The following is a 24,522-nucleotide window of genomic DNA, read 5'->3' as shown; positions in this document are numbered from 1 at the left end:
ACTTCACTGTCGTGACTGATCAGCAACTTGACGACTGGGTGTCCCGACTCGCCGACGAGACGATCGCCGACGCCAAGGCCAAGGGCACCAAGGTCGTCTGCGCGTCCGGCATCTCCCCGTCCGGACCCATTCACCTGGGCAACCTGCGCGAAGTGATGACCCCGCATCTGGTGGCCGACGAGGTACGCCGCCGCGGCATCGAGGTCGAGCACATCATCAGCTGGGACGACTTCGACCGGTTCCGCAAGGTGCCCAACGTGCCGGGCGTCGACAGCTCGTGGGAGCAGCACATCGGCAAGCCGCTGACCGACGTGCCGCCTCCGAAGGGCTCCACAGCGACCAGTTGGGCGGAGCACTTCCGGGGTCAGCTCGAGGACAGTCTCGCCGAGCTCGGGATCACCTATCGCGGGATCAGCCAAACGGGGCAGTACCTCTCCGGCGCCTACACCGAGCAGATCCTCTTCGCGATGTCGCAGCGGTCGGAGATCGACAAGGTGCTCGACCAATACCGCACGCTGGGTCCGAAGAAGGCGAAGCAGCAGAAGCTCTCCGAGGAAGAGGCTGCGGCCGCGGCCGAGGCCGAGGAGGGTTCGGGGGCCGCTGCCGAGGACGACGGCCGCGGCGAGACCGGCTACTACCCCTACAAGCCCTACTGCACCGAGTGCGGCACCGACTTCACCACGGTCACCGCGTATGACGACGCGACGACCGCGATGACCTACACCTGCCGCTGCGGGCACACCGAGACCGTCAACCTGCGAGAGTTCCGCCGCGGCAAGTTGGTCTGGAAGGTCGACTGGCCGATGCGCTGGTCCTACGAGAAGGTTACCTTCGAGCCCTCCGGTGTCGACCACCAGTCGCCGGGGTCGTCATACGTCGTCGGCAAGGAGCTGGCGCCGATGTTCGGCTGGGAGCGGCCGCTCGGCCCGATGTATGCGTTCGTCGGCATCAAGGGCATGGCCAAGATGTCGTCGTCGCGCGGCGGTGTGCCGACGCCCGCCGACGCGCTGCAGATCATGGAGCCGCAACTGCTGCGCTGGCTCTACGCCCGCCGCAAGCCCGCGCAGTCCTTCAGTGTCGCCTTCGACGCCGAGGTCGAGCGGATGTATGACGAATGGGACTCCCTCGTCAAGAAGGTCGCCGCTGACAAGGGCCAGCCGGGGGACGTTGCGTCATACACGCGGGCTTCCTCGACGGCCGTCGGCTCGCTGCGGCTGACCCCGCGTCCGGTGTCCTACCGGACGCTCGCGTCCATCGTCGATATCACAACGGGTGACCCCGACCAGACGCTGCGCATCGTGGCGGCGCTGGACGCGGACAACCCCGTGGCATCGCTCGACCAGTTGCGGCCCCGGCTGAGCTGCGTGGAGCACTGGGTCGAGACGCAGATGACCGATGAGGAACGCACCGTGGTGCGTGCGTCCGCGGACACCGACCGGCTCGCGTCGCTGACCGATGGCGAGCGCGAGGGTCTGCGAATCCTGTTGGACGGCAACGGTGCCGACCTGCATGCGCTCGAGGAGTCCTGGTCGCTCGACGGGCTGACCCACCAGGTCTACGGCGTGCCGAAGGTGCAGCGTGGGTTGGCTGCCGACCAGATCGTCAAGGGCGACAAGGAGCTCGGCGCGGCGCAGCGGCAGTTCTTCAAGCTGCTCTACAACCTGCTGGTCGACAAGGACACCGGTCCGCGCCTGCCGACGCTGCTGCTGGCCGTCGGTGCCGAGCGCACGCGGAGTCTGCTCGGCCGCTGACCAACCCGCCGGTGGCTCCCCATTGCCGAGAGGACACCCGTTCACCGAGAGGACACCCAAAAGCGGCGATTTCAGCCGAAATCCGGTGTCCTCTCGACACAGTGGGTGTCCTCTCGGCAAGGTCGCTCAGTGGGTGCCCGGCTCGTGGGCGGAGTGACTCTCCGGCTCGAGTTGGAACGTGGAGTGCTCGACGTCGAAATGCCCGTGCAGGCACGCTTGCAGATGGTCCAGCAGCTGTGGCGCATGCCCGTCGGCGAAGCACTCGTCCTCCACGACGACGTGCACCGAGACGGCCGGCAGGTCCGAGGTCACCGTCCACACGTGCAGGTCGTGCACGGCGCGAACGTGCTCTGTTTCCAACAGATGCGCGCGCAGTGAGTCCAGGTCGACGTTGCGTGGAGCGCCCTCGAGCAGGATGCGCCCGCTGTCGCGGAGCAGGCCCCAGGCGGCATACAGCATGAGGGCGACGACGATCAGCGACGCGATCGGGTCGGCGCGCGTCCACCCGGTCAGCAGTATGACGACGCCGGCGACCACGGTGCCGATGAAGCCATAGAGGTCGGTGAGGATGTGCTGGTAGGCGCCCTCCACATTGAGGCTCGCGCGGTTGGCGCGTGCGAGCAACCAGGCGGCGGCGATGTTGACGGCCACCCCGACCAGGGCAACGATCACGACGGCTCCGCCCTCGACCTCGGGCGGATGGATCAGCCGCCGGACGGCCTCGAACGCGATGATGCCCGACACGACGAGGAGCGTGACGCCGTTGCCTGCAGCGGACAGGATCTCGGCGCGCTTCCAGCCGAATGTCCAACTGCCGCGGGCGGGTTGGGCGGCCAGGTGCATCGCCCAGAGCGCGGCAGCGATCGCGCCGACATCGCTGAGCATGTGGCCCGCATCGGACAGCAGGGCCAGTGACCCGGACGCGAAGGCAGCGATGACCTCGCCGATCATGAAGAGGCCGAGGAGGGTGAGCGCGCCGATGAGGTAGCGCCGGTCCGCGTTGATGCTCACGCCGTGTGAGTGGCCGGCGTGACCACCGTGCTCATGGCCGGTGCCGGTCAGCCGCGTCCCGGGCTCGCCACCGCACAGTGGTGTCGGGTCGGTCATCGTGTTCGCCTCACCGAGATGAATGTGAATCTCATTATCGTCATATGCGCACCTGCGAATATATGAACAACTATAGTCGGTGCACATGGCGGCTTCCGAACGGGTGAACTCCCGACAGGTGAAATCACGGGAACCCGCGGACCGGCACACCGAGGACCTGTCCGCGGAGCAGGTCGACGCGGCGGTCACGACGTTCGGGCTGCTCGCCGATGCGACCCGGGTGCGCATCCTGTGGGCGTTGCGCGACGCAGAGCTGGACGTCGCGACACTCGCGGAGACGGCCGGCTGTCGCCCGACCGTCGCCAGCCAGCACCTGGCCAAGCTGCGGCTGGCCGGGCTCGTCGTGGGTGAGCGCGACGGGCGCCGGGTCGTTTATCGGTTGCAGGGCGCACACCTGCGGTCCCTGCTGACCGAGGCGCTCTTCCACGCCGACCACCAGGTCAGCGGCTGAGTGGTAACGATTTCGCGCTTGAAGCAACATGCAGCTAGTGCTGCGTTAGCTTGGATGAAACGTTCAGGTGGGAGGGCAATATGCGCAGCAGCCCATTGGTTCGAATCTCGCTCTCGGCTGTGGCGATCGGCTCCCTCATGGTGTGCCTGACCGGCTGCGGGTCCGCCGGTGGCAACGCCACGAGTCCCAGCTTCTCGACGAGCGATCCGCCGGCAACCGCGAACGTCCTCCTCGGGTATGGCGAGGACCGCCTACCCAACGAGACGCCGAAGGACTGGGTTACCTACGCCGATCACGTCGCGGTGGTTACCGTGACCGGGCAGAAGGACGTCGACATCGGCGACGCGACATCCGTCGGACGTCGGGTCACGCTGCGGGTCGAGAAGGTTCTCTGGTCCGGTGAGCACGCGGACGCTGAGTTGCCCAAGACGTTCACCCAGTTAGGGCTCGGTTGGAAGTTGCGCGACGGTGACGTGAACGACCGGCAGAAGATCGGCACGAGCGGCACTCCGCGACTCGAAGTCGGCCACACCTACATCAGCGCCTACGTGTGGGAGTCGGCCAGATGCGCCGAAGGAGACGGCAAGATACCCGCGGGGTGGCGTGGGTTGGGGACCCAGTCGACACTGCCGTACGACGACAACACGGTCGGCGTCGGAGAACTGGAAGGTACTACGCGCGGCTTGGCACAAGCGCGGGCGGCCGCGGAGGACACCCCCGTATACACAGTCGGTGCGCTGACGTTCGGCAAGTCCGCTGCGGACGTGCAGCAGTTGCTCGCGAAGACCACGCCGGGCAAGCGGAAGCAATTCGCCGTGCAGTCCGGCTCCACCTGCGAGTAGGTCCGACTCAGCGGTCCTCGCGGATGCGCTCGTGGTGATGGATGACCTCGTCGATCACGAAACGCAGGAACTTCTCACTGAACTCCGGGTCGAGTCCGGATTCGGTTGCCAGCGCACGTAATCGGGCGATCTGCGTCTCCTCGCGTGCCGGGTCGGCGGGCGGTAGCTCGTGGGTCGCCTTGTATTCGCCGACGGCCTTGGTGATCCGGAACCGCTCGGCCAGGATGTGGATAAGGGCCGCGTCAATGTTGTCGATGGAGCGGCGGTATGTCGCGAGGGTCTGATTGGACGATTCGTTCCTCGTCGTCGAATCAGACCCCATGCTGTCTGCCGGCCTTCGGCCGGACCTGTCATCCGTCATACGTCGTGCACCTCCAGAACTGTCATGCGATGCGCGGCACGGGTCAGGGCGACATACAGAACCCTTGCGCCGCCAGGGGATTCGGCGATGATCTCATCAGGATCGACCACGACGGTGGCGTCGTGCTCGAGGCCCTTGGTCGACATCGGGTCGACGAGCACGATGCGTTCGGCCTCGTGCGGGACACCTGCCAGGCGCTGCCGGTGCCGCTCCGGTGAGATCACCGCGATGCTGCCCTCGACCTCGTCGAGGAGGCTCTTGACGGCGCCACGGACCTCGTCGAGCAGCGTGTCCTGCGACGCGGACAGCTGCAGCGGCCGCACGCCGGTCTCGCGGACCGCCTGCGGGATGTCGGCGTCCGGCACGACCGGCAGGATCAGCTGCGCGGCGTAGTCGAAGATCTCCCGGGCGTTGCGGTAGTTGGTGGCCATGTGGAAGCGCCGGCGTTGCTTGTTGCCGAAGGCCTCGTCACGAGCGGCGATGGCCTCGTCGACCAGCGGCCACGAGCTCTGTGCCGCGTCGCCGACGACGGTCCACGAGGCGTAACGCCCGCGGCGACCGAGCATCCGCCACTGCATCGGCGACAGGTCCTGAGCCTCGTCGACCAGCACGTGTGCGTAGTCGTCGGACCGGCTGACCTTGCCGGCGAGCAGCCGCTCCCGTGGGTCCGCCGGCGTGACCTCGTAGCCCACCTCGTGGGCCCGAAAGCTTTGCTGCGCACCGAGTTCGGCCACCCCGCGTTCGTCGAGCTCCTCGATCTCGTAGAAGCCGCGCTCCTCGCGCGGTGCCTCGGGTACGACGCCGACCCGCGACAGGACGTCGTCGACCAACCCCACGTCGGCGACCGACCAGCTGCCCTCGGTCAGAGCCACGCGCATGGAGTCACGCAACAAGGTGGTCTGCTCCGCGCTGAGAATGCCGCGCGTGTATGCCTCGACGCGCTCGTCGTCGGCCAGCCACAGCAGCACCTCTCGCGGATCAACCGGGCGCCACCAGTCGTGCACGAACGCCTCGACATCGCGGTGATCGGTGAAGTGGTCGAGGAACTCGGACTTCTCATCCGCGTTGGTGGCCTGTCGCCAGGCACTCTCGGCCAACGCCGCGGTCGCTGCTTCGGCGCCCGAGTTGTGCTGGTGGTGGCGCAGCACCTGGCGCCGGATCCGGAGCAGCTCCGGGGTGTCGATGCGGATCGGATGGCCGTCGACCATGGCGCGGAACTGTGTCGCCGACCCGGGTGCCGTGTCACGAGCGGCCCGGCTGAGGACCTGACGGATCCGCGTCGAGCCCTTCACCTCAGCGGCAGCGGGGGAGTCGAAGCGGGTTGCCGTCATACCGTCGACGAGGTCGCCGAGCGACCGCAACGTGACGCTGTCCTCACCGAGTGAGGGCAGCACCCGCTCGATGTAGGCGGTGTATGCCGCGGACGGGCCTACGACGAGGATGCCGCCGGCCTCGAACTTCCGGCGCTGGGAGTAGAGCAGGTATGCCGCCCGGTGCAGCGCGACCACGGTCTTGCCGGTGCCCGGGCCGCCGGTGATCTCGGTGACGCCGGAGCTGTCGGCACGGATCGCTTCGTCCTGGTGGCGCTGGATGGTGGCAACGATGTCGCGCATCCGGGCACCGCGCGAGCGGGTGAGCGCGGCCATCAGTGCGCCGTCGCCGACGACGACCATGCCTTCGGGTGCCTCCGGCACCATCAGGTCGTCCTCGACACCGAGCACGCGGGAGTCGCGGCAGCGCAGCACCCGGCGCCGGACCACACCCTGCGGCTCGACGGGGGTCGCGCGATAGAAGGCGGACGCCGCCGGTGCGCGCCAGTCGATGACGAGCGGCTCGTAGGTGTCGTCGCGCACACCGAGACGGCCGATGTAGCGGACCTCTCGCGTCTCGCCGTGCTCGTCGGCCTTGTCGTGCTCCAGGTCCAGGCGGCCGAAGACCAGTCCTTCGTACTGGGTCTGCAGGCTCTGCCGACGGCGGCCGGCGTTGAAGACCAGCGCGTCGCGCTCGAAGAGGCCGGTGACCTCTTCCTCACGCGCCTCGCCGGTGCGATCGGTGCGGCCACGGGCCAGCCCCTCGGCCTCGACGAGGGCCGCGCGTTCCCCGGCCTTGGTCAGCTCGGCATACACCTGATCGACGTGTGCTTGCTCAGTGGCGATCTCCGCGGCAACGGCGGGCGACACCCCGGATCGGTCAGCGCTCACAAGGCCCCCAGGAGGTGAGTGACGAACCACTGCGAATGCAGCGAACCCCTGAGTCTAATCTGCCCATCAGATGAGACCCTGCCGGGCAGCCAACACGCCGGCCTGGAAGCGGGTCGTCGCGTTGAGCCGGTCGAGCAGGGTGCGGACGCGGCGCTCGACGGTGCGTGAGGAGATGCCCAGCTGCCGGGCTATCGCGGCGTCCGAAACACCACCCGCCATCAGCCGGATGATGCTGCGGTCGCGCGGGTCCAGCTGATCGAACTTCGACGCGGGTGCGTTGGACGGCCGCCACGGTGTCCCGAGCTGCCAGGCGAACTCCAGCGCCGCCTGGACGCGTGCACCACCGGCCGACCGGTTGAGCAGGATGCCGACCGGCGAGCCGCCGTCGTCGCCCAGGTCGATCATCGCCAGGCCCTGATCGTTGACCGCGCCGGTGAACGGCAGCCCGGTCGTGAGGCGTATGACGTCGCCCGCGTCGACCCTCGCCTGCATGATCTCCAGCACGTTGGGCTCCGGCAGCAGTGCCGGGTCGATGTCGAGCCGAACGTTCAACGGCTCGCCGCGACTGTTGAGGAACGGAGTGGTCGAGACCGGCCGCGGTGCGTCGAGCAGATAACGCGACAACGGAGAGTCGACCCTGCTGGACAGCACCCATTCCTGTGCCGTCGTGGTGACCTGGTGCAGTGCCTGAGCGACGTCCACCAGGGACTCCAGCATGACCGCGCCGGAGGTGGCGTCCGTGCGGTCGGCCGCGCGGGTGCGCAGATAGACCCGGGAAAGTGCCTGGGCGGTCGTGCGCACCATCCGAGCACGCGCCTCCAGCTCGGCGGCGAAGGCGGGCATCGCGACGTCGGGAGGGACGACGGACCAGCTGGCGCCGTCCACCCGCTGGATCATCCGCCGCTTCTCCAGGACCGGTAGCAGCCGATCGAGCTGCTCCTGCGAAAAGCCTTGGGCGCGAAGCGAATCGCGCGAGGGATGCGGCGTTTCGAGCATCGCCAGGTAGAGCGGCGCGACCTCCTCGTCAGCGGGGTCGAGCGGGTCGGCGAGGGCGGGGGTGCTTGGCTGGCGGCGTTTGCGCACGAGCGGCTCCTCGGGTGGGATTCAGGGTGGGAATCGGCTGCAGCTGGTCCCGTTGCGGCGTCGCAGAGCGGCACCGCCGTCGAACTGTCTTGGACAGACTATGGCGGATTGCCGACATTGACGAGAGTCCGCCAGCGGGCGTTTAACAAGATCGGCGCGCGCATGTCATAGTGGGTTCAACGACCTTGTGTCGTGACGAGCGCGGAAGCGTCGCCGAGTCCCCCTCCGGCTGACCCTGTGTTCGTTGGTGGGCCCCTTCCCGGGAGACCTCCCCCCTGACTTTCGGGAAGGGCCCACCGCCTAAGCACCCACCGATACTTCCCGCGGCCGTTCCAGAGCCAGAGATGCGCTGCGGCAACAGGCGCGCGCCCGCGTAGGCTCGTGCCCCGTGAGAGCCCTTGTCATCGGTTCAGGTGCCCGAGAGCACGCCATCGTCCGCGGCCTGTTGGGCGATCCGGACGTCACCCAGGTCGACGCGGCACCCGGCAATCCGGGCATCGCCGCGGTCGCCGAATGCCATCCGCTGCCCGACCTGACCGACGGCGCTGCGGTCGCCGATCTCGCCCGCTCGCTGGGCAGCGACCTGGTGGTCGTCGGGCCGGAGGCACCGCTGGTGGCAGGTGTCGCCGACGCGGTGCGGGACGCGGGTATCGCCGCGTTCGGACCGTCCGCCGAGGCGGCACAACTCGAGGGCAGCAAGGCCTTCGCCAAAGAGATCATGGCCGCGGCCGACGTGCCCACCGCGCGCAGCTACGTGTGCGCCGACGCCGACGAGGCCAGGGCCGCGCTGGGGGCCACCGGAGCGCCGTATGTCGTCAAGGACGACGGGCTGGCCGCGGGCAAGGGCGTCGTCGTCACCGACTCCCTGGACGCCGCACTGGAGCACGCTGCGGGCTGCTTCGCCGGCGGCGGCACGATCGTCATCGAGGAGTTCCTCAGCGGCCCGGAGGTCTCCCTCTTCTGCATCACCGACGGCGCCACGGTGCGACCGTTGGCTCCGGCGCAGGACTTCAAACGTGCCCGCGACGGCGATGAAGGCCCGAACACCGGTGGCATGGGCGCGTATTCACCGCTCCCGTGGGCGCCGGACGACTTGGTCGACGACGTCGTCGCGCGGATCGCACAACCGACCATCGACGAGATGCGACGACGCGGGACGCCCTTCGCCGGTGTCCTGTATGTCGGGCTCGCACTGACCCCCGCGGGGCCGCGGGTGATCGAGTTCAACGCGCGCTTCGGTGATCCTGAGACACAGGTGGTGCTGGCACGGCTGCGCACTCCGCTCGGTGCATTGTTGCGTGCCGCCGCGGACGGCACGCTCGAAGACCTGCCGCCACTGGTCTGGCAGGACGATGCAGCGGTGACCGTGGTCATCGCCAGTGAGGGATACCCCGCGGCTCCGCGCACCGGCGACGTGATCTCCGGAGCCGACGGCGAGGGCTCGGACGCGGCCTATCTGTTGCACGCCGGCACCGCACGTGACGACGCCGGATCGTTGGTCTCCTCCGGAGGCCGGGTGCTGTCGGCCGTCGGGGTCGGCACGGATCTGGCTGCGGCCAGGGCCGCGGCATACGAGGTGGTGGCGGGGGTGCAGCTGCGTGGCTCGCACCACCGGACCGACATTGCGCAGGCCGCGGCGGACGGCACGCTTACGGTGCCGACGGCCTGACGGCTGAAGAGACGACAAGAGGGCCGGCCGCGTGAGCGGCCGGCCCTCTTGATGTCTCGTGAACGACTCAGTCGAGCGCGTCCTTGGCGTCGTTCGCAGCGCCCTTCAGGTCGCCGTCCTTGATGTTCTCACCGGCCTGCTTGAAGTTGGCCGATGCCTGGTCGGCTTCGCCTTCGGCCTGCTTGTCCTTGTCACCCGTCACGTTGCCGAGGGCTTCCTTCGCCTTGCCCTTGGCTTCCTCGGCCATGTTGCTCAGATTGTCCTTCAGACCCATGTCAACTCCTGGTTCGATGTGGTCAGTACGTCCTGTCTAACGTACCCGGGCAGCAGATCGTCACCCCCGAGCCCAGGAAAGTCCGCGGACTGGAAGACTGTTGGCCATGACCAGGTCACCCCACGAAGTTTCTCCCTCGCTTCGCTCCTCCGAATACTTCGCGGGGACCCCGACCGGCGCCCTCGATCTGCCCGGATTCACGCACATCTACTCCGGCAAGGTCCGTGACCTCTACGCACCGGTCGACGACGCGGGTGAGCCCCGCACCGATCAGGTGTTGCTGGTGGCGTCCGACCGCATCTCCGCCTACGACCACGTCCTGTCGACGCCCATCCCGGACAAGGGCACGGTGCTCACGCAACTGTCGTTGTGGTGGTTCGAGCAGTTGGCGTCGCTTGTGCCCAACCAGATCGTGTCCACGCAGGTTCCGGATGCCGTCGCCGGCCGTGCGGTGCTGGTCGAACGGCTCGACATGGTGCCGGTCGAGTGCGTCGCACGCGCCTACCTCACCGGGGGCGGGCTGTCCGAATACGAAGCGAGCGGAGCGGTGTCCGGCCTCGAGTTGCCGAGTGGGCTGGTGGACGCCTCTCGCCTCGAGCCCCCGGTGTTCACCGCGTCGACGAAAGCGCCGGCCGGCGAACACGATCAGCCGATGCCGTATGCCGATGTGGTTGCGGAGGTTGGCGCGGATCGCGCCGCCGAGCTGCGCGACCTCACCGTGCGTATCCTGCAGCGCGGCAACGAGATCGCCGCACCGCGCGGCATCCTGATCGCCGACACGAAGGTGGAGTTCGGGATGCGTCCCGACGGCACGGTGGTCCTGGCCGATGAGGTGCTCACCCCGGACTCGTCGCGCTTCTGGCCTGCCGATGACTGGGAGCCGGGGCGCCGGCAGGCGTCATACGACAAGCAGTTCGTGCGTGACTGGCTGACGTCACCGGCGAGCGGCTGGGACCGCAACTCGGGCGACGAGCCGCCGGCGTTGCCGGACGACGTCGTCGAACGCACCCGCGCGAAGTACGTCGAGGCCTACGAGACGCTGACCGGTAGAACCTTCGGCTGAGGTCGGGGTCCCCCGCGAAGTATCGGGGGAGCGAAGCGGCGGAGAACTTCGTCGGGTGACTATCCCAGGTGGACGCGGGCGTTGCGGAACATCCGCAACCACGGGCTCGGCTCGTCCAGCGGGCCGTCGGTCCACGACAGCTGCACGTTGCGTTGCACGCGCTCCGGGTGCGGCATCATCGCGGTGAACCGGCCGTCCGGTGTCGTCACCGCGGTCAGACCGTCCGGTGACCCGTTGGGGTTCAGCGGGTATGTCGTCGCCGGCGCACCCTCTGCATCGACGAATCGCATTGCACGCTCGACGGTTTCGAGCGTCCCGCGCTCGGAGAAGTCTGCGCGTCCCTCACCGTGCGCGACGGCGATCGGGAGGCGGCTGCCCGCCATACCGCTGAAGAAGACCGACGGGGACTCGAGCACCTCGACCTGGCTGAGCCGGGCTTCGTACTGCTCGGACAGGTTGCGGGTGAAGCGCGGCCAGTCGTGTGCACCCGGGATCAGGTCGGCCAGGGCTGCGAACATCTGGCAACCGTTGCAGATGCCCAGTCCGAAGGTGTCCGGTCGGCCGAAGAACGCGGCGAAGGTTTCCCGCAGGCCGTCGTTGAAGAGCACCGACCTGGCCCACCCCTCGCCGGCGCCGAGCGTGTCGCCGTAGGAGAAGCCACCGCAGGCGACCAGCCCGGCGACGTCGGTCAGGTCGTGACGACCGGTCTGCAGGTCGGTCATGTGCACGTCGATGGCGTCGAATCCGGCGCGGTGGAAGGCGAAAGCGGTCTCCACGTGGGAATTGACGCCCTGCTCGCGCAGGATGGCGACGCGCGGCTTCGCACCCCGGTTGAGGTATGGCGCGGAGATGTCGTCCGCAGGATCGAAGGACGGCTCCACCACGAGTCCGCCGCGCTCGGTGCCGACCTCGGCGTGCTCGTCCTCGGCGCAGGCGGGGTTGTCACGCAGTGAGCTGATCCGCCAGGACACCTCGTCCCATGCTTTGGCAAGGTCCGGCATCGGCTCGCTCAGTGCCGGCGATCCCGCGACGGTGACGTCCAGTGTTGTGGCGACCGTCGGTCGGCCGATGAAGTGCGCGAGTCCACTCAGGCCGGTGTCCTGCAGTGCCGACTCGACGTCCCTGCGCCGGTCCGCGGGGACTTCGAGGACGGCGCCGAGTTCTTCGGTGAAGAGTGCGCCGACCGAGGCGACATCGATCGTGGCGCCGCAGCCTCCGGCGAGAGCCATCTCAACGACCGTCGCCCAGAGGCCTCCGTCGGAGCGGTCGTGGTAGGCCGTCACCAGGTCGTTGTCGCGCAGCATGGTGAGCAGGTCGACGAGTCCGAGTAGATGGGTGTGGTCGACGAGGTCCGCTGGGGCACCACCGAATTCGGCCTGCACCTGGGCGGCGATCGAGCCGCCGAGGCGTGTGTTGCCGGCGCCGAGGTCGATCAGCAGCAGCTCGGTGTCGTCCTGCGCGTGCAGCTGCGGCGTCAGCGTGCCACGCACATCGGGGAGGGAGGCGAACGCAGTGACCACCAGGGACACCGGCGACCGGACCTCGCGAGCCTCGTCGTCGTCGGTCCAGCGGGTGCTCATCGAGAGTGAGTCCTTGCCGACCGGGACGCCGATGCCCAGGGCGGGGCACAACTCCATCGCGACGGCGTGGACCGTGTCGAAGAGCGCGGCGTCCTCGCCGTCGCGGCCGCAGGCCGCCATCCAGTTGCAGGACAGCTTCACGCCGTCGAGGGCGGCGATCGGCGCCGCGAGCAGGTTGGTGATCGCCTCGCCCACAGCCATCCGGCCCGATGCGGGTCCGTCGACCGACGCGATGGGTGTGCGCTCACCCGAGGACATCGCCTGACCGGTGAATCCGACCAGGTCCGAAAGGGTTACGGCGACATCTGCCACCGGCACCTGCCAGGGGCCGACCATCTGGTCGCGGTGGGTCAGGCCGCCGACGGTGCGGTCGGCGATGGTCACGAGGAAGCGCTTGCTGGCGACCGTGGGGTGGCGGAGCACGTCATACGCGAGGGTGTGGAGGTCGGCCGACGACAGGTCGAGCTCGGTCGTGGCGCAATCGACCCGTCGGGCGTCGCGGGTCATGCGTGGCGGTTTGCCGAGCAGCACCTCCATCGGCATGTCGATCGGCACATCAGCGATGCCGGGTTCTTCGACGACCAACTGTCCGTCGTCCGACGCGGTGCCGACCACGGCGAGGGGGCAGCGTTCGCGAGCGGCGAGCTCAGTCAGCTGATCGAGCGAATCGGGAGCAAGGGCAAGCACATAGCGCTCCTGCGACTCGTTGCACCAGATCTCCTTGGGGGAGAGACCGGACTCCTCCAGCGGCACCGAGTCGAGGTGGAATCTGGCGCCGAGGCCCGCGTCGTCGACCAGCTCGGGGAACGCGTTGGACAGGCCGCCGGCGCCGACGTCATGGATGGCCAGGATCGGGTTTGCGTCACCGAGCGACCAGCAGTGGTTGATGACCTCCTGGGCGCGGCGCTCCATCTCGGGGTTGCCGCGCTGCACGGAGTCGAAGTCGAGGTCGGCTGCGTTGTCGCCGGAAGCCATCGAGGACGCGGCGCCGCCGCCCATCCCGATGCGCATGCCCGGCCCGCCGAGCTGCACCAGCAGGGATCCCGCTGGGAACAGGACCTTTTCGGTCTGGTCGGCGCTGATCGCGCCGAGACCGCCGGCGCTCATGATTGGCTTGTGATAGCCGCGGCGCACACCGTCGACCGTCTGCTCGTAGACCCGGAAGAACCCGCCGAGCCCCGGCCGGCCGAACTCGTTGTTGAACGCCGCGGCGCCGATGGGCCCGTCGAGCATGATCTCCAGCGGCGTCGCCAGGTGGTCGGGAGCGCCATACGACTCCCGCTCCCAGGGCTCGTCGGTGTCCGGCAGGTTGAGGTTGGAGACGACGAACCCGGTGAGTCCGGCCTTCGGCTGCGAACCGCGGCCGGTGGCGCCCTCGTCGCGGATCTCGCCGCCTGCGCCGGTGGCCGCACCGGCGAACGGTGAGATGGCGGTCGGGTGGTTGTGCGTCTCGACCTTCATCAGGACGTGCACGTCGTCCGGGCGCTCGACGTATTTGCTGGGTGTGTCAGGGGATTCGGGGAGCCAGCGGGTGACGCGGTCGCCCTGCATCACCGACGCGTTGTCCTTGTAGGCCACGACCGTGCCGTTGCCGGACACCTTCTCGGTGTGCCGGATCATCCCGAACAGGGAGGTGGTCTGTGCCTCGCCGTCGAGGACGTAGTCGGCGTTGAAGATCTTGTGCCGGCAGTGCTCGGAGTTGGCCTGCGCGAACATCATCAGCTCGACGTCGGAGGGATTGCGCTGCAACCCGACGAAGGACTCCACCAGGTAGTCCATCTCGTCATCGGACAACGCCAGACCGAGCTGCCTGTTGGCCCGCTCCAACGCGGCCCGGCCGCCCTCGAGCACGTCGATGCGCTGCATCGGCTCGGTGTCGGGCTCGTCGAAGAGCGCAGCTGCAGCGTCGCGCGACGGAAGCACACTCTGGGTCATCCGGTCGTGCAGCGCGTCAGCGACAGCGGTGAGTTCCTGGTCGCTGAGTGCGCCGGTCGTCAGGGCGAACTCGGTCACGCGCTCGACCCGTCGGATGTCGAGACCGCAGCTGTGCACGATGTCGGTCGCCTTCGACGCCCAGGGCGACACCGTGCCGACCCGCGGGCTGACGACGAGCGTCCGTGTCGCCCCGGTGAGTGGCTCGTGGGCCGTCCCGTAGGTCAGCAACTCACGCAGCCGCTGCTCGGTCAGCTCGTCGAGGACGTCCTCGGTGGCGACCAGGTGGACGAAGCGGGCACTGACCGCTGAGATCTGCGGCGCGATCGCCTGCAGACGAGAGAGCAGCGCGGCCGCGCGAAACGGCGAGAGTGCCGCTCCTCCGTCGAAGGTGGTCAGCACCTGGCCGTGAAGTTTATTGAGAACGGACCTCGAGCCTCGGTGGGTCGGCGTCATGGGATGTGAAGGCTCCTCGGCGAGGCTGAGTGTGACGGGTCAAGGGTATCGACCGGCGTCGGAGCACTCAGGACAGCATCAGCACAACACCCGACACCAGGGCGAAGACCAGCACGAGCAGCCGGAGCCGCTTGCTGTCAATCCGGTGGTGTACCTGCGAACTGAGCAGCAGTCCGATCACCAGGGCCGGCGCCAGCCAGGCCGCGTCGAGGACGCTGCCGACGTCCCCGACGCCGCGGGCGAGCAACAACGCGATCGAGACGAGCTCACCGAGCAGGAACGATGCGGCGACAGTGGAACGCAGTCGTGGCGCCGGCGAGTGCTGGTAGACCAGCGCCAGTGGAGGGCCGCCGACTCCGGTCGCCGTTTCGCTCAGCCCGGTCGCGAGTCCCGCCCCGAGGAATGCGGCGCGAGACGGATGGAAGTCCGGCGCGATGAGGCTGATGATCGCGGCGAGCACGGTCGCCGCCCCGATCAGCAGTCCGAGTCGGCTCTCGGGGACGGCTGTCAGGACGACCAGACCGAGCGGTGTCGAAGCGACCCGAGCGATGCCGATCCACCGGAAGCCGTGCCAGTCGACCGCCGACCTCTCGCGCCATACGACGTAGGCATTGACCGGAACCATCAACACCAACAGCGCCAGCGGCAGCATCGCTGCGTCCAGGAGTCCGGCCACCGGGGCGAAGATCAGCGCGAAGCCGATGCCGCTGAGTCCCTGGACGAAGCCGGCGACGATCACGGTCGCCGAGAGTATGGCGATGGTGATGGCGCGATCCTTTCCGTGGCGCGCTCATCGCGGTGAGTACGCCGGGCAGGGCAAATTCGTTCCCAGGAATCTACCCCACGGTCCGGCGTCATCCGCCGAAGGAAACGGGTCAGGACCGCAGATGGTCGACCGCGGCGCGCGCGGCCTTGCCGATGGATGCATCCACACGGGGGCGACGCTGCCCGAGATCGTGCACACGGGTGAAAACGGCCACTGCGTAGGACGCACCGTCCGGATAGGTCACCACTCCCGCTTCGTTGCGGATGCTCGGCAAGGTGCCGGTCTTCGCAGCGATCGTGATGCCGTCCTCGTCGAAGCCGCTCGAGAGTCGATGCGGCCAGATCTGTTTGCCCATCAGCTCACGGACCATCGCGCAGGCAGCGGGCGACGCGGCCCGATCCGTCCAGATCGCATCAAGCAGCGCGGTCACCTCCTGCGGGGTCGAGTGCGATGTCCGCACCGGATCCAGGGCACGCAAACCCCACACGGCCTCGGCGTCGGCATTCGCCAGGGTCGCATCGGGGTCGTCATCCTCGGCGATGCCCAGGTCCTCGAAGACCGTCGCGAAAAGGTCCTCGCAGCAACCGATGAGTGCGGTACCGCTGAGGCCGAGTTCGGTTGCCACGGCAGCGATCCGCTCATGCCCGAGCCGGTGATAGATCACGTCGGTGGCTGCGTTGTCGCTGAAACTCATCATGTTCAACGCAAGGTCACGCAGCGTCGCGGTGGTGTCGTCGGCGAAACCGGCGGTGCCGATGCCACCGATGCGATAGCGAGCCGTGACTGTTGCCCTCGCGACGGGATCCAGCCGCCCGGCCGCGACCTCCTCGGCGAAGGCGGTCGCCACCAGGATCTTGAAGACCGAAGCGAGCACCACCGGAGAGTCTGCGTTCAGTGAGACCTCTGGGCCGTCATCGACGCCGACTTGTTTGGCGTGCACGAACCCGGTGGCACCGGCGCGGGCGAAGATCTCCTGCAGATCGCTCTCCAAGGCGGTCGCCACGCTCAGGCAGAGACGCGACGGTCAGCGCGCCCCGTGTGCAAGTAGAGCGCTCGACCCTCTCCGTCGTCGCCGACGAACGCATGCGGCATGTACATGCCCATGGTGGGCGTCCGTGGCACCAAGGTGTCTGCACGCCACGGCAGCAACTCGACCGGTTCGGGGTCGGGCGCCATGTCGGCGAAGATGCCCTTCATCACCTGCTCCAGCCAGATGCGGCCCTGCTCGTCCACCGTCACGGTGGAGTCCGACACCGACGAACTGTAGGTGCCCTCGATCCGGTGCGCCGCCGGCGCCGGACCGGCTGCGTCCGTGGGTGCCGGGTTCGGCGGCACCGTGACATCGGCGAGCTCGTGGAGGACGCGCGGCATGATCGCGTCATACAGCGTGAACGGGTTGCCGCCGTTGGTGAGCATCGCCACGGCGATGTTCTTGCCGGGGACGATGCGCAGGAAGGAAGCCTGGCCGACGGTGTTGCCGTCGTGCCCGATCACCGGGCCGCCGTCCCACGAGTTGTACTCCCAGCCGAGCCCCCAGTCGGTGCCCAACAGCCCGAGGTCCGGCAGGTGCACCTGGGGTTGCTGCATCGCGGTCGCCGACTCCTCGGAGAGCACTCGGGTGCCGTCCTTGGCCACACCGCCGTCCAGATGCATCACGGCGAACGTGAGCAGGTCGCCGGCGGTCATCGAAAGCATCGAACCCGCAGGACTGTTCGAGCGCGCCAGGTTCCAGGTCGGTGCGGGCACGAAATCAGCGTCGGGACCTGGCACGTGGCCGATCGCGGCGCGGAACCGGATGGCCTCATAGGCGTCGGTCGCGAAGTGCGGCATACCGAGTGGTTCGGCGATGCGCTCCCGCAGCACTGTGTTGTATGGCGCATCGCGGAGCACCTCCACCAGGCGGCCGAGCATGATGAAACCGGCGTTGTTGTAGGAGAAGCGTTCTCCCGGCTGGAACAACTGCGGTGCCTTCGCCAGCACCGGCACGAACTTCTCGACACAGTCGTCGCCCATACCGGTGTCGTCGAAGTAGTCACCCTCGAAACCCGCTGTGTGACTGAGCAACTGACGGACCGTGAGGCTGTCACGTGCTGCCTCGTCAGCGATCGTGAAGTCGGGCACGTACTGCCGCAACGGGCGGTCGAGATCCACGAGCCCCTCGTCCACCAACTGCATCACCAGGGTCGCTGTGAAGACCTTGGTGATCGAACCGATCTGGAACACTGAGTCATCGGTCGCTTCCACGCCGGTGGCTGTGTTCAGCAGCCCGGCGGAGCGGCTGACGATGTGGCCATCGGCCAGGAGCGCCACGGACGCCGCAGGGATCTGCGCCTCCTCGAGCATGCCGGGCAGCTCCGCCTCGATCCAGGCGCCCACCTCTTCGACAGTCGACATGTTCTTCCTTTCACACAGGGATCGGCTGCGTCGGTGCGCCGGCCGGTTTCCTCAGTGAAACCGACCTCGGCAGTCGGTGTCTCGTCGCCGCGGACAACAAGCCGACCGCTGGTTCGTCGCCGACGACGAACCATGCCCGGCGGCGTGCGGGCAGGCTGATCGACCGATGCACCCTTCGCCGTAGTCCATCTCAGACCGTCCCCACCATCCAGGAGTGCCGCATGCGCCGTCCCACCGCTCACCGTCGCAGGAACCTCGGGCTGCTCGCCGGCGGTTGCGCCGTCACCGTGGCCATCGCCGGCTGCTCTTCGAGCTCCGGCAGCGGCGAAAACGCCGGAAAGAGTGGCAAAGTCGTCGACGGCGCCACCTTCTCGATGGCGCTGAACTCCGATCCGGGGAATCTCGATCCGCAGGGCTCGGCGGCGAACAACGTGCTCCAGATCGCCGCACTTGCCTACGACTCGCTGGTGAGCACCAGCGCGAAGGGGCGGATCCAACCGCAGCTCGCCAGCAAGTGGAAGGTCAGCGGTAGAACCGTCAGCCTCACCCTGAATTCCGGGATCACCTGCTCCGACGGATCGGCCTTCACAGCGGCCCAGGCCGCCGACAACATCAACTACGTCGGCAACCCCAAGAACAAGAGCCCACTGGTCGGCGCGTTCCTGCCCGCCGGAGCCACCGCCAAGAGTGCCGGCAGCACCGTGACCATCACATTGCCGGGACCGGCGCCGTTCATCCTCAACGGTCTGGCCTCGGTGCCCATGGTCTGTGCCAAGGGCATGGCCAACCGGAAATCGCTCGCCAAGTCCACCGACGGCACCGGGCCCTATCAACTCGACCGGGCCCAACCCAACAGCAGCTACGTCTTCAGCAAGCGTTCCGGATACACCTGGGGTCCTGCCGGTGCGAAAACCGCGACATCGGGTATGCCCGCGAAGATCGACCTGAAGGTCATCACCAACGAGACGACCGCCGCCAACCTGATGCTGTCCGGCCAGTTGAATGCAGGCACGTTCATCGGACCTGACATCACGCGACTCCAGGCCGCCAAGCTCTACTCGGTCTCGACCGCGACCATCATCGGGGAGACGTGGTACAACCACGCCGCAAGCAGTCCGACGTCGGATCCCAAAGTGCGTCAGGCGCTTTCGATGGCAACCGACAACAAGCAACTGCAGAAGGTCCTCACCTCGGGGCGGGGTTCCGGCCCGACCAGCTTCGCGGTCGCACCACCGGTCGCGTGCCGTGGCAACTCGGTCAGCGCAGCACTGCCGAAGTTCGACCTGGCGAAGGCGAAGTCGCTCCTCGAAGCCGACGGATGGGTCGCCGGCTCGGACGGCTATCGCCGCAAGGGCGGCAAGCAGCTGTCGGTGCGGTTCCTCTACAGCACCACGTTCGGAACGGCAGGGTCCTCGGCGGCCGAACTCACCGCAGCCCAGTGGAAGAAGCTCGGGGTGAAGGTGAGTATGAAGGGACAGGAGACCACGACCCTGCTGTCCACCATCTTCAGCACCGGCAACTGGGACATCGGTTGGGTCCCGCTGAACGTCAACTCGCCCGACCAGCTGATCGGCTTCATGTCCGGGCCGTCCGCGCCCAAAGGCAACAACTTCGCCGGTATCGACAACGCGACCTACCGTGCCGAGGTGGCCAAGGCACAGAGCATGTCCGGTGCCGCCGGGTGCAAGCACTGGCTCTCCGCCGAGAGCAGTCTGGTGAAGGCCGCGGACGTCATCCCGTGGGCGAACCAGAAGCGGCTCACCTTCGGCAAGGGCGCCACCTTCGAGCTCATCGGAGTGCTGCAGCCCACCAGCATCCGGATGGTGTCCTGACTTTTCACTCAGGCGAGCAGACCCCGCAGGCCACGGCCGGGGTAGGCGTCGATGAGCAGCTCACCGTGTCGGACGACGAACTCGCCGTTCACCATGAGGTGGCGCACGCCGCTCGACGGGCGGGTCGGATCGGTGTAGGTGGCCCGGTCGGTGAAGCCCTCCGGGTCCAGAACCACCAGGTCCGCGTCGCCGCCGGCACCGAGGCGACCCTTGCCACGGGAAGCCGGCGCAATGTCGTCGAGGATGCGCGCCGGCAGATAGGAGCAGCGGCGGAACGCCTCCGACCAGGTCCACTGCGCGGTGTCGTGAACCATGCGTCGTACCGAGCGGGCAAAGGTGCCTGCGGTGCGCGGATGGGTCCGACCACCGGGTGGCAACGGCCACTGACGGGTGTCCCGGGAGCCGTCCGGCCACACCACCTGCATCGCGTCGCTGGCGACGATCGAGTCCGGGAACGCCATCGCGCGGTGCAGGAGTGCACGGTCCGCGGCGTCGTTGTCGTCCAGGAACTCCACGATGCACTCGGCACCCGGATCGGCGGCGCGGAGCTCGGCGAGCCTGGTGGCCGTAGCGATCCGCTCACCGCTCTCCACCATGACGATGTTGGACGATCGAATTCCCCAGTGCGGCAAGCGATCCGGAGCAAGGAAGAACGCTCCGACACCGGTCGACCCGGCGCCGTACGGATACGCCTCCACCGTGACGGTCGAACCCTCTGCTCGAGATCGGTCGAGCAGTCCCAGCACCCGGTCGATGTGCCGGCGCGAGGTGCTGTTCACGTGGCAGTGGTGCATCCGCGCGCCGGTCTCGGCCGCGGCGATGACAAGTTCCTCGGAGCCGTCGATCGGCGTCGTCGGGTCGGCCTCGATCAGCTCGCGGACGTGCGAATAGACCGGGACACCGACCGAGGCGGCCAACCGGGCGACGGCGAGGAACTCGTCCGGATCGCTGCGCGGCGCATAACCCATGAGCACGCCGATCCCGAGCGCTCCCGCGCCCAGCTCGCCTTCCAACAGGCGCAGCCAGGCGGCGAGTTCCGTTGGGCTCGAGGAGCGTTGCCAGCCGGGATCGCCGAGGTTCGCCAGCCCGGCCGCCATACTCGCCTGTGGTTGCTGACCCAGCAACACCTGAGCGCGCGCGGAACCCCACGAAGCGCTGAACCCGTAGTTCAGCGGCCGGCCGTCCGCGGCTGCGTCCGCGTAGGCGCGCTCGATGGGCATGAGGCCGGCCTCGAGGTCGAGCGTCGTGGTCACGCCGTCCATCGCCTGCAGCCGCTGTCCGGCTATCGAGTGGACGTGACTGTGCAGATCGACGAACCCGGGACCCACGATCAGTCCCGTCACGTCGACGACGTCTGCACCAGCGGGTATGGCGAGATCGGTGCCGACCGCGTGCACGGTAACCCCGTTGACCAGCACGTCGGCGACGCGGTCCGTGCCGGAGCCCGGATCGATCACTCGACCGCCGCGCAACACGATCATGATTTGGTTCCGTTCGTCGAGGTGATCACCTGCACCAGTCAAGACACTCGGCGACCGCGGCGGTCTGTCTTCCCGGACAAGACGGGTGGGTGCATTTCGTCGAGGACGACGAACCGGCGGCGCATGGCGGCGGGCAGGCTGTTCGATCACCAGCCTCAATCCACGACGAGGAGCGCTATGCGCACGTCAGTACCCAGTCGCAGCAGATGTGCCGGCCTACTCGCCGCCGGCTGCGCAACCGGCACCGTGATCAGCTGAGGCCGGCGCGTGACAACGACCTCATCCGCAGAACCGGCGCCGTCCCTGGCCGCCGGCGTGTGGGACAACCACTGGGTGCGCTTCGCCGTCCGCCGTACCGGACAACTGCTCATCTCGCTCTGGGCGCTGGTGACCGCCTCGTTCCTGATGATCCACCTGGTCCCCGGTGACCCGGTCCGTGCCTCGCTCGGGCTGACCGCACCGCAGTCCCTCGTTGCCGCTCGGCGCGAAGCCCTGGGGCTGAATGACCCTCTGCTCGTGCAGTATTGGCACTATCTGCAGGATCTCGCCACCGGAGATTTCGGCATCTCGATGTCCTCTCAGCTGCCGGTCTCGCAGGTCATCTCCCAGCGGCTGCCCGCAACTCTCGCCCTCGCGGTGTCGGCATTCGTGCTCGCGCTGCTGATCGCCATACCGTTGGGTGCGCTGATGGGTGTCGTCACCCGTGGCGGGCGGGCACAGCGCACCGAGCTGAGCTTCACGACCGTCAGCGTCGTCGTCGGTGCCATACCCGACTTCGTCGTGTGCGTCATCCTGGTCTGGATCTTCGGCGTGAATCTGCACATGTTCCCGGTCGCCGGGAAATCGGGGCTGGACTCCTACGTCCTGCCGGTCGTCGCGCTCGCCGTCGGACCGGGCCTCGTCCTCGCCCGGATCCTGCGCGTGGAGATGCTCGCGGTGCTGCAGGCCGACTACATCCGCACGGCGCGGGCCAAGCGGCTGCCGGCGGTGGCGATCTACCTCAAGCACGCGCTGCCGAACGCGTTGACCGCGACGCTCACCCTGAGCGGGCTCCTGCTCAGTGGGCTGATCGCCGGGACCGTGCTGGTCGAGAACGTCTTCGCCTGGCCCGGCCTCGGCAGCACCATCGTGTCCTCCATACAGGGCAAGGACTACCCGGTGGTCCAGGCGATCGTGTTGGTGTATGGCGTCTTCGTCCTGCTCATCAATCTCGCGGTCGACGTCGCCCTTGCACTGCTCGACCCGCGCTCGACGATCAGGGAGAACTGAGCAATGGCAGCCAATCTCGTGACCGAACTCGAGTCGACGAGTGGACGCCGGGGCAATCGCTCCAGATGGGTGACCGTCGTGCGGACGCCGGTGGGAGCAGCCGCGGTGATCGCACTGGGCGCGCTACTCGTGCTAGCCGTCGTCGCGCCGATCCTCTGGTCCGGTCAGGCCACCCGAGCCGACACCGCGCAGATGTTGCACGGGCCGTCCGGCGACCACTGGGCCGGCACCGACAACCTGGGCCGGGACATCCTCGCCCGGGTGTTGGTCGCCACCCGACTGTCGGTGGAACTCGCTCTCCTGGCAACGCTGATCATGGTCGTCAGCGGGCTGCTCCTAGGCACCCTCGGGGTGCTCTTCGGCCGACGCGTCGGCCGTGTCACGGCAGCCGTCATCAACGTCGCAGTGGCCTTCCCCGGGCTGCTGCTGGCGTTGTTCTTCGCGGTCATCTTCGGCATCGGCACCAAGGGCGCGGTGTTGGCGATCGGGCTCGCCGGCGCACCGAGCTTCGCCCGACTCGTGCAGACCCTGGTCTCCGGTGTCGAGCAACGCGACTTCGTGCTGGCCGCTCGGGTGGCTGGGGTGAACCGCTTCCGCATCCTCCTGCGCCATGTCCTGCCCAACGTCGGCGAGGCGCTGATCGTCAATGCGACGATCGGAGCGGGTTCCGCACTCCTGTCCTTCGCCGGACTGTCCTTCCTCGGGCTCGGTGTGCAACCGCCCGACTACGACTGGGGCCAACTGCTCGGCAACGGCCTCACCGGGATCTTCGAGCACCCGGTCGCCGCGCTCGCGCCGGGCATCGCCGTGGTGCTCGCCGGCCTGGCGTTCAACTTCTTCGGTGAGGCGGTCGCCAAGGCGATCGGTGTGACCACCACGATCGGCCGGATCCGCGTCCGGGTGCCGAAACCGGCCGTTGCCCCAGACCGGTCGGAAGCCGATCGTCCCGACGGCGACACCGTCCTGCAGGTCACTGACCTGCGGGTGAGCTTCCCCGCCGCGGGCGGGGTGGTGACCCCGGTACGCGGCGTCAGCTTCGGTATGGCGCGAGGAGAGACCGTCGGCGTCGTCGGTGAGTCGGGGTCCGGCAAATCGCTGACCGCGCTGGCGATCGCCCAGTTGATCGAACGCCCGGCCGCGGTCGAGGCCGGCCGGCTGGAGTTCCTCGGCACGGACCTGCGAGGCGGGGGCACCGCCCACCGGGACCTGCTCGGGGTGCACTTCTCGATGGTCTTCCAGGACCCGATGACCTCCATGAATCCGACGCACCGTGTCGGCGGTCAGCTGGCCGAGGTGGCCAGGCGACATGGTGGCCTGTCGCGCAAGGACGCGAACGACCGCGCCGTCGACCGGCTCGACGCGGTCCAGATCCCGGACCCGCGGCGTCGGGCGCACCAGTATCCGCACGAGTTCTCGGGCGGGATGCGGCAACGCGCGATGATCGGTATGGGGCTGATGGGTGACCCCGCACTGATCGTCGCCGACGAACCGACCACGGCGCTCGACGTGACGGTGCAGAGTCGGGTGCTCCACCTGCTGGAGGAGATCCGGCGCGAACAGAACGTCGCGTTGTTGCTCATCAGCCATGACATCTCGGTGGTTCGGCAGGTGTGCGACCGAGTGCTGGTGATGTACGCCGGTCAGATCGTCGAGGACCTGCCGGCAGCAGACCTGCACAGTGCGGCACGACATCCGTACACCCGGGCGCTGATCGCCGTCGTCCCGGACATGCACACCGCCCTCAATCAACCGTTGGCGGTGATCCCTGGCCGGGCGCCCGATCCGACGTCCTACCCGGCCGGTTGCGCGTTCGCTCCGCGGTGCCCGTTGGCGACCGCGCAGTGCCGCACCGAGGCTCCACCTCTGGAGACCGATGCGGCCGGACGCCGGGTCGCGTGCTGGAACGCAGAAGCACCGATCGAAGTGATCCCCGAAAGCGCGGAGGTGCTCTGTGAGTGAGTTGCGATTCGACTGTGTGTCAGTGCATTACGGCACTCGCCGGCGTGGGAC

Annotated in this window: 18 protein-coding genes; 8 read left to right on the top strand and 10 right to left on the bottom strand. The window is 68.1% G+C overall.

Features of this window, described 5'->3' with window-relative positions; all coding sequences use genetic code 11:
* Positions 1–11: 11 nt before the first annotated feature.
* On the top strand, positions 12–1,751 hold the full coding sequence (lysS, locus tag IEX71_RS09650) for a lysine--tRNA ligase (RefSeq protein WP_188836806.1): 1,740 nt from the start codon (positions 12–14) through the stop codon (positions 1,749–1,751).
* Positions 1,752–1,877: 126 nt separating this feature from the next.
* On the opposite strand, the gene IEX71_RS09645 is transcribed toward lysS, so the two are convergent.
* Positions 1,878–2,858, bottom strand: a complete 981-nt coding sequence (locus tag IEX71_RS09645; RefSeq protein WP_188836805.1) for a cation diffusion facilitator family transporter — start codon at positions 2,856–2,858, stop codon at positions 1,878–1,880.
* A gap of 85 nt (positions 2,859–2,943) precedes the next feature.
* Between IEX71_RS09645 and IEX71_RS09640 the strand changes: the two genes are divergently transcribed.
* The gene (locus IEX71_RS09640; protein ID WP_188836804.1) at positions 2,944–3,309 is read left to right on the top strand and encodes an ArsR/SmtB family transcription factor; all 366 of its coding nucleotides are present in this window, start codon (positions 2,944–2,946) and stop codon (positions 3,307–3,309) included.
* 80 nt (positions 3,310–3,389) lie between these two features.
* On the top strand, positions 3,390–4,151 hold the full coding sequence (locus IEX71_RS09635; RefSeq protein ID WP_188836803.1) for a hypothetical protein: 762 nt from the start codon (positions 3,390–3,392) through the stop codon (positions 4,149–4,151).
* A gap of 7 nt (positions 4,152–4,158) precedes the next feature.
* On the opposite strand, the gene IEX71_RS09630 is transcribed toward IEX71_RS09635, so the two are convergent.
* The 3 genes from IEX71_RS09630 to IEX71_RS09620 form a co-directional block, all read right to left on the bottom strand.
* The gene (locus IEX71_RS09630; protein ID WP_188836802.1) at positions 4,159–4,473 is read right to left on the bottom strand and encodes a chorismate mutase; all 315 of its coding nucleotides are present in this window, start codon (positions 4,471–4,473) and stop codon (positions 4,159–4,161) included.
* A 35-nt stretch (positions 4,474–4,508) separates the two neighbouring features.
* Complete coding sequence (locus IEX71_RS09625; protein WP_188836801.1) at positions 4,509–6,713, bottom strand: HelD family protein; 2,205 nt, start codon at positions 6,711–6,713, stop codon at positions 4,509–4,511.
* A 66-nt stretch (positions 6,714–6,779) separates the two neighbouring features.
* A complete protein-coding gene (locus tag IEX71_RS09620) occupies positions 6,780–7,796 on the bottom strand; it encodes a helix-turn-helix transcriptional regulator (RefSeq protein ID WP_188836800.1) in 1,017 nt (338 codons plus the stop codon).
* Between the two features lie 388 nt (positions 7,797–8,184).
* Here IEX71_RS09620 and purD point away from each other — a divergent pair, with 388 nt between their 5' ends.
* Positions 8,185–9,465 (top strand): phosphoribosylamine--glycine ligase, encoded by a 1,281-nt coding sequence (gene purD, locus IEX71_RS09615; RefSeq protein WP_188836799.1) that lies wholly within the window; start codon positions 8,185–8,187, stop codon positions 9,463–9,465.
* Positions 9,466–9,532: 67 nt separating this feature from the next.
* Here purD and IEX71_RS09610 read toward each other — a convergent pair whose 3' ends face one another.
* Positions 9,533–9,739: a CsbD family protein gene (locus IEX71_RS09610; RefSeq protein WP_188836798.1), complete on the bottom strand. Its 207-nt coding sequence runs from the start codon at positions 9,737–9,739 to the stop codon at positions 9,533–9,535.
* A gap of 106 nt (positions 9,740–9,845) precedes the next feature.
* Here IEX71_RS09610 and IEX71_RS09605 point away from each other — a divergent pair, with 106 nt between their 5' ends.
* A complete protein-coding gene (locus IEX71_RS09605) occupies positions 9,846–10,802 on the top strand; it encodes a phosphoribosylaminoimidazolesuccinocarboxamide synthase (RefSeq protein WP_188836797.1) in 957 nt (318 codons plus the stop codon).
* 59 nt (positions 10,803–10,861) lie between these two features.
* Here the strand turns inward: IEX71_RS09605 and purL are convergent, their stop codons facing one another.
* The 4 genes from purL to IEX71_RS09585 form a co-directional block, all read right to left on the bottom strand.
* Positions 10,862–14,716, bottom strand: coding sequence for a phosphoribosylformylglycinamidine synthase (purL, locus tag IEX71_RS09600; protein ID WP_505673600.1), 3,855 nt, complete (start codon positions 14,714–14,716; stop codon positions 10,862–10,864).
* A 121-nt stretch (positions 14,717–14,837) separates the two neighbouring features.
* Positions 14,838–15,509 carry a sulfite exporter TauE/SafE family protein gene (locus IEX71_RS09595; protein ID WP_229749621.1) on the bottom strand — a complete coding sequence of 224 codons (672 nt, stop codon included), beginning with the start codon at positions 15,507–15,509 and terminating at the stop codon, positions 14,838–14,840.
* Positions 15,510–15,645: 136 nt separating this feature from the next.
* The gene (locus IEX71_RS09590; RefSeq protein ID WP_188836795.1) at positions 15,646–16,539 is read right to left on the bottom strand and encodes a serine hydrolase; all 894 of its coding nucleotides are present in this window, start codon (positions 16,537–16,539) and stop codon (positions 15,646–15,648) included.
* A gap of 2 nt (positions 16,540–16,541) precedes the next feature.
* Positions 16,542–17,930 carry a serine hydrolase domain-containing protein gene (locus tag IEX71_RS09585; protein WP_188836794.1) on the bottom strand — a complete coding sequence of 463 codons (1,389 nt, stop codon included), beginning with the start codon at positions 17,928–17,930 and terminating at the stop codon, positions 16,542–16,544.
* Between the two features lie 221 nt (positions 17,931–18,151).
* On the opposite strand from IEX71_RS09585, the gene IEX71_RS09580 reads away from it, so the two are divergent.
* Positions 18,152–19,762 carry an ABC transporter substrate-binding protein gene (locus tag IEX71_RS09580; protein WP_188836793.1) on the top strand — a complete coding sequence of 537 codons (1,611 nt, stop codon included), beginning with the start codon at positions 18,152–18,154 and terminating at the stop codon, positions 19,760–19,762.
* Between the two features lie 8 nt (positions 19,763–19,770).
* Here the strand turns inward: IEX71_RS09580 and IEX71_RS09575 are convergent, their stop codons facing one another.
* Positions 19,771–21,393 (bottom strand): amidohydrolase family protein, encoded by a 1,623-nt coding sequence (locus IEX71_RS09575; RefSeq protein WP_268235947.1) that lies wholly within the window; start codon positions 21,391–21,393, stop codon positions 19,771–19,773.
* Between the two features lie 117 nt (positions 21,394–21,510).
* Here IEX71_RS09575 and IEX71_RS09570 point away from each other — a divergent pair, with 117 nt between their 5' ends.
* Both IEX71_RS09570 and IEX71_RS09565 read left to right on the top strand, forming a co-directional pair.
* Entirely contained in the window at positions 21,511–22,512 is a 1,002-nt protein-coding gene (locus IEX71_RS09570) for an ABC transporter permease (protein WP_229749619.1), read from the top strand.
* Positions 22,513–22,515: 3 nt separating this feature from the next.
* Positions 22,516–24,471, top strand: a complete 1,956-nt coding sequence (locus IEX71_RS09565; RefSeq protein WP_188836792.1) for a dipeptide/oligopeptide/nickel ABC transporter permease/ATP-binding protein — start codon at positions 22,516–22,518, stop codon at positions 24,469–24,471.
* Positions 24,472–24,522 lie beyond the last annotated feature (51 nt).

It is taken from the genome of Flexivirga endophytica (assembly GCF_014640635.1).
In the GTDB taxonomy this organism is placed as follows: Bacteria; Actinomycetota; Actinomycetes; order Actinomycetales; family Dermatophilaceae; genus Flexivirga; species Flexivirga endophytica.
This window is presented reverse-complemented; position numbering and strand designations above follow the sequence as displayed.